The following is a 15112-nucleotide window of genomic DNA, read 5'->3' as shown; positions in this document are numbered from 1 at the left end:
AGCTGGGAGTGACCCCATTCCGACTTTAATCTTTCACATTATCTTTATTTGAAATTCGGCAATAACGCATCACTTAAGCGGCCAAATTCTTTGATGCTCAGTGTTTCTCCTCGTCTGGAAGGATCAACTTCTGCGGCTTCGAGAGCAGCAAGTATGAGCTCTTTTTTCGACTTACCATCCGGCAGCTGACTGATTAGGTTATTTAATATCGTTTTCCGGCGCTGTGCAAAGCTCGCCCGGGTCACAGTGAAGAAGAAGTCCTCATCCAGGACCTCAACGATTGGCTTATCGCGCAAGGTAAGGCGGATTACGGCTGAATCAACATTAGGCTGAGGCATGAATACCGTTTTGGGTACGATCATCACTGTTTCGGCTTCGGTATAATATTGAATCGCAATGGATAAAGAACCATATTCCTTTGTCCCAGGTTTTGCGGCAATTCGATCAGCCACTTCCTTTTGCAGCATGCACACGATGCCTCTAATGGGCAGGTCCTCGGACAATAGCTTTAAAATGATCGGCGTCGTGACATAGTATGGCAGATTTGCAACAACCATCAGGTCCGAGAAGCCAGCGAATTCCTCCTCGATTACCTTCTTGACATCTGCCTTGAGAACATCCCCGTGAATGATGTTTACATTGTTATAGGGAGACAGTGTATCCGATAAGATGGGCAGTAGACGCTGATCAATCTCAAAGGCCGCAACCTTTTTGCTGCTTTTCGCTAGTTGTTCCGTCAATGCCCCGATTCCCGGCCCAATTTCGATGGCGCCGCTTTCCTCTGTCAAATTGGCATGTTCGACAATACGTTTCAAGATATTCGTATCGATTAAAAAGTTTTGTCCTAAGCTCTTTTTAAAGGAGAATCCGTATTTCTTTAATATTTCTTTCGTTCTGACAGGGGTTGCAATATCCTTATTCATTATTTTCCTCCTGAATTATCTGTACCATCGCTTTCTCAAAAGCATCAGTTGATATTTGGAACATTTTTAGTCTCTTATATAACTGTTTACCATTGGTAAACCCGATTTTTAAAATAGATCCAAGTTTTTCCCTTCGTTCCTTGGCACCGGACCCGCCGATTAAACCTGCATCTATTAAATCCTGCTGTGAAATCTCTTCTGAAGCCTCTTCATCCATTAACTGGGCATCCTTTAAAGCATTACGAATCGCCTCAGGAGAAGCATGTTCCACACCAATTCCTCTACCTGACTTAGGAAGGGCTTCCTCCTTCGTTAAAAAGGCGTGTTTACATCCTTTTACTTGTTCTGAAATGATGTTCCTTATTTTTTGACCAGGAAAATCAGGGTCCGTGAAAATGATGGCTCCACGCGTCATTTGTGCAAGCCTCACCTGCTCGATACAGGACTCATTCACCGCGGAACCATTGGTTTCTATTGTATCAGCATTAACAGCCCTTTTTATCGCTACCGTATCGTCTTTTCCTTCTACAACAATAATCTCTTTAATCTTCTTCATGGTTTCCTCCATACAGAAAAGCGTAAGCGCTTTGATTAGCTCTTGGATAAACGTAACCGGTCCCCCGTAAAATTTTTCTGGATAGAGAATCCAGTCAAAATCATTTATGAAAGTTTACACACATAAATTGAAATCTTATGGAATAGTGAGACGTCTATCTTATTAAAACAGTTTTACATAGGGTTTTTCAACAAGTGGAAAATAAAACGCAAAAAACAGGAGACGAATTCATCTCCTGCGAGAGAAACCTTATTAGTCCAATACACGAACCTTTACTCTCTTTACACCCCAACGATAGGCATCATTTTTCGAGGAAAAGAAGACATCAATCCTATTTCCCTTTATTGCTCCGCCTTTGTCAGCAGCTACAGCATAGCCGTATCCATCTACATATACTTTCGACCCCAAAGGAATCACGCTTGGATCGACAGCAATGATCTTTGCACCCGGATTACTCTTAAGATCTACACCTGTAGACGTGACACCGGAACAGCCCTTACAACTGGCAGTATAAGCTGTTGATGATACGTATATTTCTTTTCCACTTGAAGAACTAACGTTAGTTACTCCGCGTGATGCCTGGGCAACTGTCGTTCGAGTTCCGACCGTTACAACTTTATCCTGCTTTTTATTAACTACTCTTTCTGAAAGTAATTCTCTTTTGACCTCTTTGCCATTTTCCTTAACAACTTCATATTTCTTGGAAATGAGTCCGTCTTTTCCTTCTTTGACAATTTTCTCTTTCCCTTTTGATAAAGAGTCATCTTTTTTTGTTATGACAGCAAAGTCAACTGGTTCTTCCACTACATCGGTGACTTTTTCAATTCGAACTACGTTTACCGTATTCTCAGCTTCAACTTTTTCGGTTAATTCTGGCTCAACTCGATCCAAATCATTGAGTTTTACTCCTTGTTGCTTTAAAAAGTCAGCGACAGTAGTCGAAGTTGACCATACCTGCTTTTCGTTTCCACCTACCACTAATTTCAGTGAAAAGGCTTTGTCTATGGCAACTTCCATATTCGCTTTCAGCTTCGTATTTTTTGAAGGGGTGATCTTATCCTGTTCCTTCACACTAAGATCTTGATCCTTTAAAAGATCTTCTACTGTTTCGGCAGTGGACCAGACTTCCTCCGTCTTACCATCCTGTACCATGACGATTTTTTGTGCAGGCTTCCAAACCACCTCTAAATCATCATCAACCTTCGTGGCTCTTGATGGATGGACATAGTCTGCGGCTTGAACGGTAATCTCTAAATCTTCCAACATATCATTTACAGTAGCCGCGTGTGTACGCACTACCTCTTTTTTTCCGTCTAGCATGATTGTTACTGTATCCTTTGTACCTTGATATATTAGTATTCCCAATGCTGTAGAAACAAGAATAGCACTGCAAATGGCAATTGCCATTCTCTTCTTCCCAAAAGGTTTGGGAATAAGGTTTTTCATAGTTTTTAATAGAATGAAAAACTCCTCCTTCCTCCCGGTGATTATATAGACTTAGTTATCAAGCTGTCAACCCATTCACTTCTCATTCAGGAAATTACTACCTATTATGCATATTCCATATTGAAAAGGAAAGGGTGACTTCTCGACATAATAAGCCTATAGTTGGAGCGAGATTTGTAGAAACTTTAAAATAATACGATTTTAGCTAGCGAACCCCGGGAGATATTGTAAAATAAAATGTCAGTTAATGCCGAATAACTTTTTGGCATTTTCTGTTGTCGCCTGGGATACTTCCTCGATTGTAAGTTGTTTGATTTCTGCAATTTGTTCAGCAACAAGCTTCACATACGAAGGTTCATTACGCTTCCCCCTATAAGGATGGGGAGCCAAATATGGACAATCGGTCTCTATCAGTAAACGGTCTAAAGGTACGGCCGCTGCCACTTCCTTTGGTTTTTTTGCATTCTTGAAGGTTACAGGGCCACCCAATGAAATATAAAAATTCATATTAATGCAATCCAAAGCCGTTTCCGCACTTCCGCTAAAGCAATGCATGATGCCTCCAACCCTTGATGCCTCTTCTTCCTTGAGTATGTTCACGATATCCGCGGTCGCTTCCCGATTATGGATGATAATGGGCAGCCCAACCTTTTTTGCCAGACGGATTTGCTTCCTGAATACCTCCATTTGAACATCTTTCGGTGATTTATCCCAATGATAATCCAGGCCCATCTCACCAATGGCCACAACCTTTGGATGGTTGGATAATTCCTCGATCCATTGTAAGTCCTCTTCTGTCATATCTATAGCATCGACAGGATGCCAGCCGACTGCGGCATACATGAAATCATAAGCTTCTATCAATTCCATTGCCCTTATAATAGTAGGCCGGTCAAAACCAACGACAACCATATTATTGACTCCTGCTTCCTTAGCTCTTTCTATTACTTCTTCGAGATCCTCGTTGAATTGTTCCGCATTAACATGTACATGTGTATCAAATAACATTATTTTTCTTCCTTTCTAGCACTATTTTATAAAAAAATGAAAGTTTTATGTTTCACATTTAGGTAACAAACAGATTACAAAGGACCTTATATGCCCAACTAATAATCCAGCACTAAAAACAAAACCTGTATAAAAGTACTTTTTCCAAAAGCATAAAGAAAAAAACATAAAAATGTTTCATATGAAACACCTTTATGTTTTCATCGGTTTATTTCACCTTTGAACCATTTGGAATCGATGAATCTATTGTAGCGACTGAGAGTACACCATCTTGGCTTCCCGCCAAAATCATTCCTTGCGATAGCTCGCCACGAAGTTTAACAGGTTTCAAATTCGTTACGCATATCACCTTTTTGCCCACTAAATCTTCGGGTTTATAATGCTGTGCAATGCCTGAAACGACTTGCCGTTTCTCATAGCCCAAATCAAGCTGAAGTTTAAGAAGCTTATCCGCCTTCTTTACTGGTTCAACTTCCATGACCTGAGCAACACGAAGCTCCACTTTTGTAAAGTCATCAATAGTGATTTCATCAACCTCGGGAATCTCCACTTCCACTTTTTCCTCGGCCTTAGGTGCATCGCCCTGCATTTGTTCTTTAATATATAAAACTTCCTCTTCCATATCCAAACGAGGGAAGATCGGATCTCCCTTCAAAACTTTTGTTTCAGCAGGAATTTGACCGAACTCCGCTAAACTGTCCCAGGATTTCAACACATCATCTTTGATGCTAAGCTGAGCAAAGATTTTTTCCGGTGTTTGCGTCAAGAACGGTTTCAAAAGGATTGCCGTCCTGCGTAATGATTCCGCCAAATGAACCATGACACTAGCAAGGTCCGCTTTCCTTGATTCATCTTTAGCAAGAGTCCATGGCTGGGTTTCATCGATGAATTTGTTAGTTCTGCTCACTAATTGCCAAATGGATGTTAGTGCAACTGAAAATTCCATGTTTTCCATTGCTTCCTCATACTTGCCTACCGTTTCTTGGTTCATTTCAAGCAAAGCCTTTTCGAATTCACCATTGGATCCATCGTAATTTGGAATTACACCATCAAAATACTTATTGACCATTGCAACTGTTCGATTTAATAAATTCCCTAAATCATTTGCCAGGTCAAAATTGATCCGTTCAACAAACCCTTCCGGTGTAAATACTCCATCGGAACCAAATGGAACTTCACGCAATAAATAGTAGCGTAAAGAATCCAAACCGTAACGATCAATCAATGTAACGGGATCCACTACATTTCCTTTTGATTTGGACATTTTACCATCTTTCATGAGAAGCCATCCGTGGGCAAAGACTTTCTTTGGAAGCGGCACATCAAGAGCCATTAACATGATCGGCCAATAGATCGTATGGAAACGCACAATTTCCTTTCCGACCAGATGTACATCGGCCGGCCAATAATTCAAGTATTTAGAATCATTATCCGTTCCGTACCCCAATGCCGTTATATAATTGGTCAATGCATCTATCCAGACATAAATAACATGCTTTGGATCTCCCGGCACCTTGATGCCCCAATCGAAAGTAGTACGTGAAACGGCCAGATCTTCCAATCCAGGCTTGATGAAGTTATTGATCATTTCATTTTTGCGGGATTCCGGTTGAATGAAATCCGGATTTTCCTCATAAAACTCCAGTAACCGATCCGCATATTTACTCATCTTAAAGAAGTAAGATTCCTCTTTCACCTTCTCAACAGGCCTGCCGCAATCAGGACAGTTTCCATTGCTTTCTTCCACCTGACGTTCCGTGAAGAAAGATTCGCAAGGTGTACAATATAGCCCTTCATATTGGTCCAAATATATATCACCCTGGTCCAATAGCCTTTTGAATATCTTGGCTACAACCTCTTTATGGCGATCTTCCGTCGTCCTGATGAAATCATCATATGAAATATCAAGCTTTTCCCAGAGCTCTTTAATCCCTGATACGATATTATCTACATATTGCTGTGGAGTGATTCCTTCCTCAGCCGCTTTACGCTGGATTTTTTGACCATGTTCATCAGTTCCTGTTAAATACATGACATCGAAGCCACGCATCCTTTTATAACGAGCCATGGCATCCCCTGCAACTGTCGTATACGCGTGCCCTATATGTAAATTACCACTCGGATAATATATGGGTGTCGTGATATAGAATGTTTTTAATTTATCTTGCACTACGTTCCCTCCTCATCTTTTGAAAAACCGGCTAAAGGATTGACCCAAGCCATAAGAATATATTTAAGTTATTATCTCTATTTTAACGCTATATGCGACAATAATCACTAATCTAATCATCGTGTTAATAGAATTAAGAAATTATATTTAAAAATAAGTGATCTGGACGTGACTACCCTTATTATGACAGCATTACCTCTTACCTCAACAAAATATACCTAAATTTCTTTTTTTGTGCAACAACTCACATATTCGTAAAGTTTTTCAGAAAATTATCCTTAATTCAGAACTTTTGTTTTGAAACTAAATTATATTAAACATATAATGATGAAGTATGTTTTATATGCACACTTTGTCGAAATCTGGTGAAGTGAGGGGTTCCTTGTAGTCTAGCTATTTCTTTACTTTTAAAGGCATAACCGATTTTTTCTCTTTAAAAGCCTTTTTGTTACACGAAATGAGCCATGCTATTTCTTACAAAAAAATGAAAATAAATCATTGACGAATTTGGGAATGGCTGGTATTATAAATTTATAAAAAAATTTGTCGAAAAATGGCGAAAAAAATAGAAAATAGGGTACTAGATTGTAACTGAGAGGAGAAATTATAAAAATGAAATCTACAGGTATTGTTCGTAAAGTTGATGAGTTAGGCCGGGTGGTTATTCCAATCGAACTTCGTCGTACATTGGGTATCGCTGAGAAAGACGCTCTTGAAATCTATGTTGATGATGAGCGCATCATCTTGAAAAAATACAAACCAAACATGACTTGCCAAGTTACAGGTGAAGTTTCCGATAACAACCTTACACTTGCTAATGGTAAATTGATCCTTAGCCGTGAAGGTGCAGAATTACTTATTCAAGAAATTCAACAAAACTTCACTGCTTCTAAATAAATGATATAAAAAAAACTTCCGACCTTCGGAAGTTTTTTTTATGTTTATTATTCTTGTATATCAATATGATACGCTTGATATACATCCCGTTTTTGCATATTGCGATCTTTTGCGACCTGCTTGATTGCGTCCTTTGAAGTGAATTGCTTGGTTTCCATATAATGATTAACATGACCGACGATGTCAAGGACCATCCACCAAGCTTCTTCAGGTTCCTCCTCCGACCATTGCCCTCCTTCTATTATTAAACAGAACTCTCCGCGAATTTCGGATTCCGTCGCCCATGTCAATGCTTCACTCACAGTCCCTCGAATGAACTCTTCAAATTTCTTGGTCAATTCACGGCATAATACTATACGACGGTCACCTAAAATTTCATGCATATGTTTCAATGTATCTTTCAATCGATGTGGCGATTCATAAACGATCCAAGTCGATTCCAATTTTTTTAATTTTTCCAGCTCCTGCTTTTTTTCTTTTGCTCCCCGCTGTAGAAAGCCATAAAAGTAAAAGGGCTGCGGAATCAGTCCAGATGCGATCAATGCAGTTAATGCAGCATTTGCCCCAGGCAACGGGATGACTTTAAACTGTTCGGCAATGGCTTCTTTGACCAGTTCATATCCCGGATCGGATATCGTCGGCAAGCCCGCATCACTTACCAATGCAATGACCTCTCCAGACCGAAGCCTCTCAAGCATCTGCTTTCCGCTATATTCCTTATTATGTTCATGGTAACTGACGATAGGTGTCGAAATTTCAAAGTAGTTGCATAATTTCTTTGTATTTCGCGTGTCCTCAGCAGCAATGACATCCGCTTCCTTTAAGATTCTTAAAGCCCGGAAACTCATATCCTCAAGGTTTCCTATCGGTGTAGGAACCAGATATAGAGCTGGCTCCAATCCTTCTTTTTCAAAACTCTTTTGCTGCCACATATCATGTATCCTCCTTTGCCATCCACTTTTGCTTTTGTTTTCTGGTTAATTGCTTGAATTTATATTCAGCCTGCATGGCCAATGTCTGTGTTTCGAATATTTCATGATAAATCAGTTCAACCGGGGTCCGGCCACGTGTATACTTTGCACCCCTGCCTTGATTATGAGCATCAATCCTGCGGTCCAAATTATTGGTATACCCAGCATAATAGCTTCCGTCCCTGCATTTTAAAACATAAAAATAATGCTTATTCCTCTCCATATAAAATCCTTCTGATTTCCGGATTATACTCATTTTGATCATTATATACAACAAGCGGAGGAAGAATCTTCAAATCAGGGTTGCCGTCCTTTATCCCTTCAATAAGAATCGTATTCGCTTCTTTTGAACTCTTTGGATAAACGAACTGCAGTCGCTTTGGTTCAATTCTGTACATCCTCATGAAATGGAGGATATCCATCAGACGGCCAGGTCTATGAACGAATGCCGCTTTCCCACCTTGACGCAACAACTGACTTGAAACACGCATGACGTCCTCTAGATTACACATTAATTCATGTCGGGCAATTGCAAAATGCTCATTTTTGTTAATTTCCTCGATAGATGGCGTCGGGAAATAGGGTGGATTGCAAGTAACTACATCATATTTGCTATACCCTATCTGTTTTGGTATTTCCTTTATATCCCCATGAATCATCTCGATCTGCGAGGATACGCCATTATAGTCCATGCTCCTCTGGGCCATATCATATAACCGCTCTTGAATTTCAACACCGGTAATTTGCCCTTTCGTTCTTGTACTCAGCAGCAAAGGTATGACCCCATTCCCTGAGCAAAGATCTACGATTTTCCCTTTTTGGATCGGGACATTTACGAACCTTGATAATAAAACGGCATCTAATGAAAAAGAGAACACCGACGGGCTCTGGATGATCCTTAATTTCTCAGCCAATAGATAATCCAGGCGCTCATCTCCTTTAAGTTCCACCATTGCTGTTACCCTCCTAATCATGTATGGAAAAAGCATGTATAGGGTACATGCTTCGACATAACTATCGTACAAAAAGGGGCCTGACTCATAGTATGCGTCAGACCCCGAATCACTATATATTGTAAACGGTCTATCTATCACGTAAAAGAGATGGAACATCTTTTATATTATTCCATTATCACTTCTTGTTTAAAAAAGATAAACAGAACAAGCAATCTCCTTCTTTTCTTAAACTGCCAAAATGCAGATTGCAAATGTGAAAGCCTTCTTGATAGATACGGGCTAAATTATCATAGCCTTCCCCGATATCCATAACCTTGTCCGCACTTGCAGTACGGTTTTTCACTTTCTGTTTGACCTTTACTGCAGCAGGAGCAGTTTCGACTTCCACAAGGCCCAACCGATGGCGCAAATGCTCGTTCTCCAGCTTGATCGACTGATTTTCCTCAAGGATTTCAGCTAAGTTCTGCTTCAATTCTCCAAGCTGCTTATATAATTGGCCTATCTGGGTTTCCATATTGGTCACCGACTCAAAAATATCTTTCTTATCCACGCTCTCCCACCACCTTAATAATCTGTGGCTTGAATAGAAACGGCTCCCTCTTTAAGAATCTCATCTAGAGTATACTCTAATACTCTTTCTTGCTCGATTAGTTCAATCTGAAGTACGCGTTCTAGAATATTAAGCCCCACTACCTTGCCTTTGCCACCAGGCGTATTAATCATTTCACCTAAATCAGGAAGCATTTCCTTCGCACTTTCATACTCATCATTTTCATATTTCAGACAGCACATCAATCGACCGCATAAACCTGAGATTTTTGTAGGATTTAATGATAAATTCTGATCCTTCGCCATTTTGATGGAAACCGGTTCAAAATCCCCAAGAAATGTGGAGCAACAAAGCATTCTGCCACAAGGTCCGATGCCACCAAGCATCTTTGCCTCATCCCTAACCCCAATTTGGCGCAGTTCTATGCGAGTTCTGAATATGGCAGCTAAATCTTTGACTAAATCACGGAAATCCACGCGACCATCCGCTGTAAAATAAAACACGACTTTATTTCTGTCGAAAGTATATGACACATCAACCAGCTTCATATCCAGTTTATGCTCCACAACCTTTTGACAACATATAGAGTAAGCCTCTTCTGCAGCCGCCTTGTTCTCGTCTACAATCAGCTTATCTTTTGCATCAGCGACCCGAAGTACTTTTTTCAATGGCAGGACAACATCGTTTTCATCTACTTGTTTACGGGCTGTAACGACTCTACCGAATTCAACACCGCGGACAGTCTCCACTATTACAAAATCGTCCTTAGGAATAGTGAATTCACCCGGATCGAAGTAGTATATTTTGCCCGCCTTTTTAAAACGGACACCTACAACATCATACAAATCATGATCCCTCCTGCAAATTCAGCACAAGCTGTTCCATCAACAGCTGTGGATTCGTGTTGGACATCAGCTTCCTTTTTGCTTCCAAAATGCAACCCATATGTTCAGCAAGGCGTCTTGGGGAAAGATGAAGAGCGTGAGTTTCAAATTCCTTCAGTTTATTTTGGAATACAACGAAGTCCTTTTTGTCCAACTGAATGTATAATAAATCCTTATATATAAGAAGTAACAAATCAAGACCTCTGTCAACCTGTTCTCTTTCTTTAAAGTGTGTGGACCAATCCGTCTGAAGGTACAGCAATGCCTTCAAGGAATTGATTTTTAACACTTCATATAATTTTACCACTATTTTTTGAGCTTGTACAAACCATTCATCATGGCTAAGCTCGATTCCAGCTTCCAGATTCTGTGTTATGTGTGCGATGACCGAGGCCAGCTGTGGTTCTAACTCCTGTTCTATCAGCTTCCGTCTCACATTCTCCGGAGATAATGGTTTGAATGAAATCACTTGGCACCTAGATAATATAGTCGGTAGAATCCTCTGAAGCTGTTCGGTCATCAATATTGCTACAGTATCAGCCGAAGGTTCTTCTAAAAATTTCAATAGACTGTTGGCTGCCCCCACCGACATTTTGTCCGCATCGGCAATCATATAAACCTTTCGATCTGCCTCTACGCTTTTTTTCGAAAACTCTTCCTGCAGCCCCTTGATTTGTTCTTTCTTTATTGAGAGACCGTCTTTTTCTATCAAATGGACATCAGGATGATTCCCACTTGAAATCCGTTTGCAATTCCGACAAAGTTCGCATGGCTCATAACCTGCTGTCGGGGCTTCACATAGTAAGCTTTTGGCAAAGGCAATGCTTATCTCTTGCTTACCTGTCCCTTTTTCCCCTTCAAATAAATACGCATGAGCCACCCTGTTCTTCGTTATGCTATTTTGCAGCATCGTCATTACCTGCGGCTGAATTTCACTCATGTCCTGCCATGTTTTATCCAAAACCATCAACTCACTTAAGTATATAAATTAATCAGCAAACCTTTAATCTCGCCAATCATTTCCAATATTTCAAGCGAGCTTTTCTCTTTATTAAGAATTTCCTCGCTTAACTCAACTAATCTTGCATCTATCGTTTCCACGGTTTTCAACGGCCGGCTTTGTCCATATTCGTTCCAGCTCGTAGATTGTTTCAGTTCCAGTCCATATTCAACCGCTTCTTTAACAAACCGTTTCACCAATGCTTTATATTTTGCCAATTCCCTAAAAGTACGTGACCTTACTAAACGCTGACCCGCACCTTCAATATCGCCTATCAAACGGTTTAATGTTTGGATTTGCATCTTTTGATCCTGTGTCTGAACCATTTGTTGAAATCTTCCATTCCCAGTTTGGAACTGTTTGGCATCCTGACGCGATTTATCAAGCTTAATAGGGATATCATGGTTGATTTTCATAATGAACCTCCCTGTAACTAACCGTTAAAATTGTAAAAAGTTTTCAACCGGCAGAACAAAAATGGTCGCACCGCCTACTTGAATCTCCACTGGGTAAGGTACATAGGACTCGGCATTCCCGCCCATCGGTGAAACCGGTGATACTAATTGGGATCGTGACTGACAATTCTGTTTGATTATCTGAATGGCTTGGTCAACGCGTTCATCCTCTGTGCCAATCATAAAAGTCGTATTACCTGATTTTAAAAACCCGCCAGTGCTGGCTAGCTTGGTCGTTCCGAAATTATTTTCCACTAATTGATTCAGCAGGCGATGACTATCCTTGTCTTGAACGACAGCAATGATCATTTTCATTCTCATCATCCTCCGGTTACTCTGAATTTTTACTAACTCCATTATATCAACTAGTCCTTGCCTGGAATAGTATTGGTTGAATAATATGGAAACCTATATATTCAGTTTCCCGTTTTTGCTAAAAAATCCAACAAGCTGGCTTTCGTTTCTTCAAGTACTTCATCTATTGTCCGGCCTGCATCCACGATGATGAAACGGTCTTTCCATCTATTTATAATGAATTGATACCCCTCACAAACTTTTTTATGGAAGTCGAGGGCTTCAAGATCCAGCCGGTTCACTTCCCTTTCCCCATTGGACTGGATACGTCTTAATCCCTCTTCTGGGTCGATATCAAAAAAGAGCGTGGCATCTGGCATCATATCTCCAATTGCGAATTTATTGATATTGTAAACTTCTTCTATATCCAAACCCCTTGCATGGCCCTGATAGGCTAACGAGCTGTCTATAAATCTGTCACAGAGGACAATTCCCCCTCGTTCCAACTCAGGAATGACCACTTCCACTAAATGCTGACGCCTTGCTGCTGCGTATAATAAAGCCTCTGTTCTCGCGTCCATGGCTGTATTATCTTTATTAAGGATCACTTCCCTAATTTGTTCCGAAATGGGTACTCCACCTGGCTCACGCGTTAATAGTACTTGGTAGCCTTCTTGTTGCAGAGCCTTGCCAAGCATTTGGGTAATTGTTGTTTTCCCGGCACCCTCAGGCCCTTCCATTGTTATAAAAATACCACGTTTCATCGATGTACCTCCAAGGTTCTTTGTTTGTAGTATAACATTTTAACCAGTCTGCCCGCTTTCATAAACGATCAATTCTCCGTTTGAAAGGGAGGAACCGCCATGAAACCTTGATCCCAGTTCTAGCAGGCTTCTCAAAATGGATATATGTTCAGGAGTAATCATTTCCCCGGACATAATCAAAGGGATCCCTGGTGGATAAGGAATGACCATCTCGGCAGATACCTCACCCACTGCTTTGTGTAATGCGACAGGTATTGATTTACTATGCTTCATGACGGAGTATGGCATTTCAAGTCCTGTCATCGACCTTCGTTCAGGCAAGCTTTCCCCAAGATTCTCTTCCTTGAATCCAATTCTGCCTTCAGTGGCACTTTTTATAGTTTGAACGATTTCATGAAAAGGAAATTCGGCATCCATTTTTAATAAGGGTAAAATCAGTAATAAATTATCACGATCAGCCAATTCCGTAAAAATGCCTTCGGCTTCACATAGCTGCTGTAACTCAAACCCGCTTAAACCATTTTTTGATTGAATGACCACTTTCAACGGGTCCGCCGCGATGCCTAGTGGCGCCTCCAGCACCCTTACTGTATCCAGGGCACCTAATTCGCTTCTGAAATCTAATATCTTTTCAATAAGGGAACTTTTATCTTCTGATGTAAAAGCGGCTAAGTAGGACCTGGCCAAGTCGAGCGATCCCATAATCGGGTAAGATGGACTGCTCGACTGAAGCATTTGTAAATAGAAGGCTACTTGATCGACATCAACTAAGGATGAATTCACATGAAGAAATGACCCCATCGTCATGGCCGGAAGTGTTTTATGCGCAGAATGGACAACTGCATCTGCCCCTGCCAATATGGCCGGCTTTGGAAACGGGCTTCCTAACTGAAAATGAGCGCCATGTGCCTCGTCCACCAGCACCGGAATCCCCTTTTGATGTGCGAGTCTTACCATTTCCGTCAAGTCTTCACCAAGACCATAATAATTAGGATAGGTAACAATGATCGCTTTTACATCTGGATGTACACTCAAGGCTTCTTCAATTAATTTTGAACTTACACCGCCAGCAATGCCCCATTTCTCATAATAAACCGGTTGTAAAAAGATCGGTTGTACATTCGCTAACATCAATCCATGTAAAATTGATTTATGGCAGTTTCTTTGGACAAGGACCTTATCGCCTTCCCTGCAGGTAGCAAGAATCATGGCAATGTTGCCTACGGTTGACCCATTAACGAGAAAATAACTCCGCTTTACCCCATATAGGTCAGCGAGTAGTTGCTCGGACTTTAAAATGGCGCCCTCTGGAGCATGCAGGTCATCTAAACCACTTAACTCCGTGGCATCAATACCAAGCAGGGAGTTATATAAAGCTTGGCCCTTTTTACTAAACACCCATCCATTTTTATGTCCTGGGACATGCAGGGATATTGGGTTTTTTTTTTGAAATGCACTCATTGCATCGAACAATGGTGTCTGAGATTGATTCATTTTTCTCTTCCCTCACGTCATAGTATTTTTTCATTTTATCAAATAAGTTCAATTTTATCTCATATTACGACAATAGGAAGGCGATTATGTATCCCCGAACAGTCTGGTTGCAGCTTGAAGCGTGTTGGCAAGCATTCTTCTAAAGTACCAAAAAAAGAATCAGAGACTAAAGAAACACACCATTTCTTTTTTCTCTGACTCTTTAACTTTCCACAAACTATTTTTTCATGATAATATTTCAGGATTAGTGATTTTTCTTAATTTCTTTAAGTAATATTGGTACTTGGGGTCGTTCGTATCCGTCCCGATCATATCCCTTTCGCATTCCTCGCAAATAAAAGTCGTATATAGATGTATACCCATCCCTTTTATTTCTTCACAAACCGCGCATGTTTCCCCTGCCGTTGTTTTGGTTGTTGTTGTCCCCAACATCTCCACCTCCATACCTGCATTCTCCCCAAAAACCATTGTTCGCATACATTAATTTAAATAGTTTAAGAGAACCGGGGATGCTTTTTACAATGTATGATGAAGAATTTCATTACGTGTATGTCTTTATAAAAGTTTCCATAATTGATAATCCCTTTATATCCAATGATTTTTCTTAGCATTATGCAAAAAAAAGACCAGCCGGATGGCTGATCTTTTGAAATGGCTTGGCGGCGTCCTACTCTCACAGGGGGAAACCCCCAACTACCATCGGCGCTGAAGAGCTTAACTGCCGTGTTCGGAATGGGAACGGGT

At 40.7% G+C, this 15112-nt stretch carries 17 protein-coding genes and 1 rRNA gene; 1 reads left to right on the top strand and 17 read right to left on the bottom strand.

The genetic code is table 11. The annotated features are described in order from the left end of the window. Positions 1 to 44 precede the first annotated feature (44 nt). The 5 genes from rsmA to metG all read right to left on the bottom strand — a co-directional run bounded on the left by rsmA (position 45) and on the right by metG (position 6103). Positions 45 to 923 carry a 16S rRNA (adenine(1518)-N(6)/adenine(1519)-N(6))-dimethyltransferase RsmA gene (gene rsmA / locus ACIROD_RS25625; RefSeq protein ID WP_101225903.1) on the bottom strand — a complete coding sequence of 293 codons (879 nt, stop codon included), beginning with the start codon at positions 921 to 923 and terminating at the stop codon, positions 45 to 47. Next, positions 916 to 1479 (bottom strand): ribonuclease M5, encoded by a 564-nt coding sequence (gene rnmV, locus ACIROD_RS25620; RefSeq protein ID WP_402945526.1) that lies wholly within the window; start codon positions 1477 to 1479, stop codon positions 916 to 918. Before rnmV ends, rsmA begins: the two co-directional genes overlap by 8 nt. Before the next feature lie 252 nt (positions 1480 to 1731). Further along, positions 1732 to 2886, bottom strand: a complete 1155-nt coding sequence (locus tag ACIROD_RS25615; protein ID WP_230178756.1) for a G5 and 3D domain-containing protein — start codon at positions 2884 to 2886, stop codon at positions 1732 to 1734. A 279-nt stretch (positions 2887 to 3165) separates the two neighbouring features. After that, positions 3166 to 3933 (bottom strand): TatD family hydrolase, encoded by a 768-nt coding sequence (locus ACIROD_RS25610; RefSeq protein ID WP_402945522.1) that lies wholly within the window; start codon positions 3931 to 3933, stop codon positions 3166 to 3168. 208 nt (positions 3934 to 4141) lie between these two features. Beyond that, on the bottom strand, positions 4142 to 6103 hold the full coding sequence (gene metG / locus ACIROD_RS25605; protein WP_101225899.1) for a methionine--tRNA ligase: 1962 nt from the start codon (positions 6101 to 6103) through the stop codon (positions 4142 to 4144). A 612-nt stretch (positions 6104 to 6715) separates the two neighbouring features. Here metG and ACIROD_RS25600 point away from each other — a divergent pair. Next, the gene (locus ACIROD_RS25600; RefSeq protein WP_048689982.1) at positions 6716 to 7000 is read left to right on the top strand and encodes a transition state genes transcriptional regulator AbrB; all 285 of its coding nucleotides are present in this window, start codon (positions 6716 to 6718) and stop codon (positions 6998 to 7000) included. Between the two features lie 47 nt (positions 7001 to 7047). Here the strand turns inward: ACIROD_RS25600 and rsmI are convergent, their stop codons facing one another. From rsmI to rrf, 12 genes are all read right to left on the bottom strand, one after another. Continuing rightward, a complete protein-coding gene (rsmI, locus tag ACIROD_RS25595) occupies positions 7048 to 7932 on the bottom strand; it encodes a 16S rRNA (cytidine(1402)-2'-O)-methyltransferase (protein ID WP_101225898.1) in 885 nt (294 codons plus the stop codon). Between the two features lies 1 nt (position 7933). Next, positions 7934 to 8194: a GIY-YIG nuclease family protein gene (locus ACIROD_RS25590; RefSeq protein ID WP_101225897.1), complete on the bottom strand. Its 261-nt coding sequence runs from the start codon at positions 8192 to 8194 to the stop codon at positions 7934 to 7936. After that, positions 8181 to 8924 carry a tRNA1(Val) (adenine(37)-N6)-methyltransferase gene (locus tag ACIROD_RS25585; RefSeq protein WP_101225896.1) on the bottom strand — a complete coding sequence of 248 codons (744 nt, stop codon included), beginning with the start codon at positions 8922 to 8924 and terminating at the stop codon, positions 8181 to 8183. Before ACIROD_RS25585 ends, ACIROD_RS25590 begins: the two co-directional genes overlap by 14 nt. 178 nt (positions 8925 to 9102) lie before the next feature. Continuing rightward, positions 9103 to 9441 carry a DNA replication initiation control protein YabA gene (yabA, locus tag ACIROD_RS25580; protein WP_397315131.1) on the bottom strand — a complete coding sequence of 113 codons (339 nt, stop codon included), beginning with the start codon at positions 9439 to 9441 and terminating at the stop codon, positions 9103 to 9105. Positions 9442 to 9491: 50 nt separating this feature from the next. Beyond that, on the bottom strand, positions 9492 to 10322 hold the full coding sequence (locus ACIROD_RS25575) for a PSP1 domain-containing protein (protein ID WP_101225894.1): 831 nt from the start codon (positions 10320 to 10322) through the stop codon (positions 9492 to 9494). A 1-nt stretch (position 10323) separates the two neighbouring features. After that, positions 10324 to 11322 (bottom strand): DNA polymerase III subunit delta', encoded by a 999-nt coding sequence (gene holB, locus ACIROD_RS25570; protein ID WP_101225933.1) that lies wholly within the window; start codon positions 11320 to 11322, stop codon positions 10324 to 10326. 14 nt (positions 11323 to 11336) lie between these two features. Beyond that, positions 11337 to 11777, bottom strand: coding sequence for a YaaR family protein (locus ACIROD_RS25565; protein ID WP_350300832.1), 441 nt, complete (start codon positions 11775 to 11777; stop codon positions 11337 to 11339). Between the two features lie 24 nt (positions 11778 to 11801). Beyond that, complete coding sequence (locus tag ACIROD_RS25560; protein ID WP_034316369.1) at positions 11802 to 12131, bottom strand: cyclic-di-AMP receptor; 330 nt, start codon at positions 12129 to 12131, stop codon at positions 11802 to 11804. A gap of 101 nt (positions 12132 to 12232) precedes the next feature. After that, complete coding sequence (tmk, locus tag ACIROD_RS25555) at positions 12233 to 12874, bottom strand: dTMP kinase (protein ID WP_230178754.1); 642 nt, start codon at positions 12872 to 12874, stop codon at positions 12233 to 12235. 39 nt (positions 12875 to 12913) lie between these two features. Beyond that, positions 12914 to 14368 carry an aminotransferase class I/II-fold pyridoxal phosphate-dependent enzyme gene (locus ACIROD_RS25550; RefSeq protein WP_402945515.1) on the bottom strand — a complete coding sequence of 485 codons (1455 nt, stop codon included), beginning with the start codon at positions 14366 to 14368 and terminating at the stop codon, positions 12914 to 12916. 225 nt (positions 14369 to 14593) lie between these two features. Continuing rightward, complete coding sequence (locus ACIROD_RS25545; RefSeq protein ID WP_101225890.1) at positions 14594 to 14812, bottom strand: sigma factor G inhibitor Gin; 219 nt, start codon at positions 14810 to 14812, stop codon at positions 14594 to 14596. Positions 14813 to 15022: 210 nt separating this feature from the next. Next, a 5S ribosomal RNA gene (gene rrf, locus ACIROD_RS25540) occupies positions 15023 to 15112 on the bottom strand; the annotation flags it as partial.

The organism is Peribacillus sp. NPDC101481, assembly GCF_044767165.1.
Classification (GTDB): Bacteria; Bacillota; Bacilli; order Bacillales; family DSM-1321; genus Peribacillus.
Note: the sequence above shows the minus strand (reverse complement) of the source record. Positions and strands in the feature narration are given on the sequence as shown.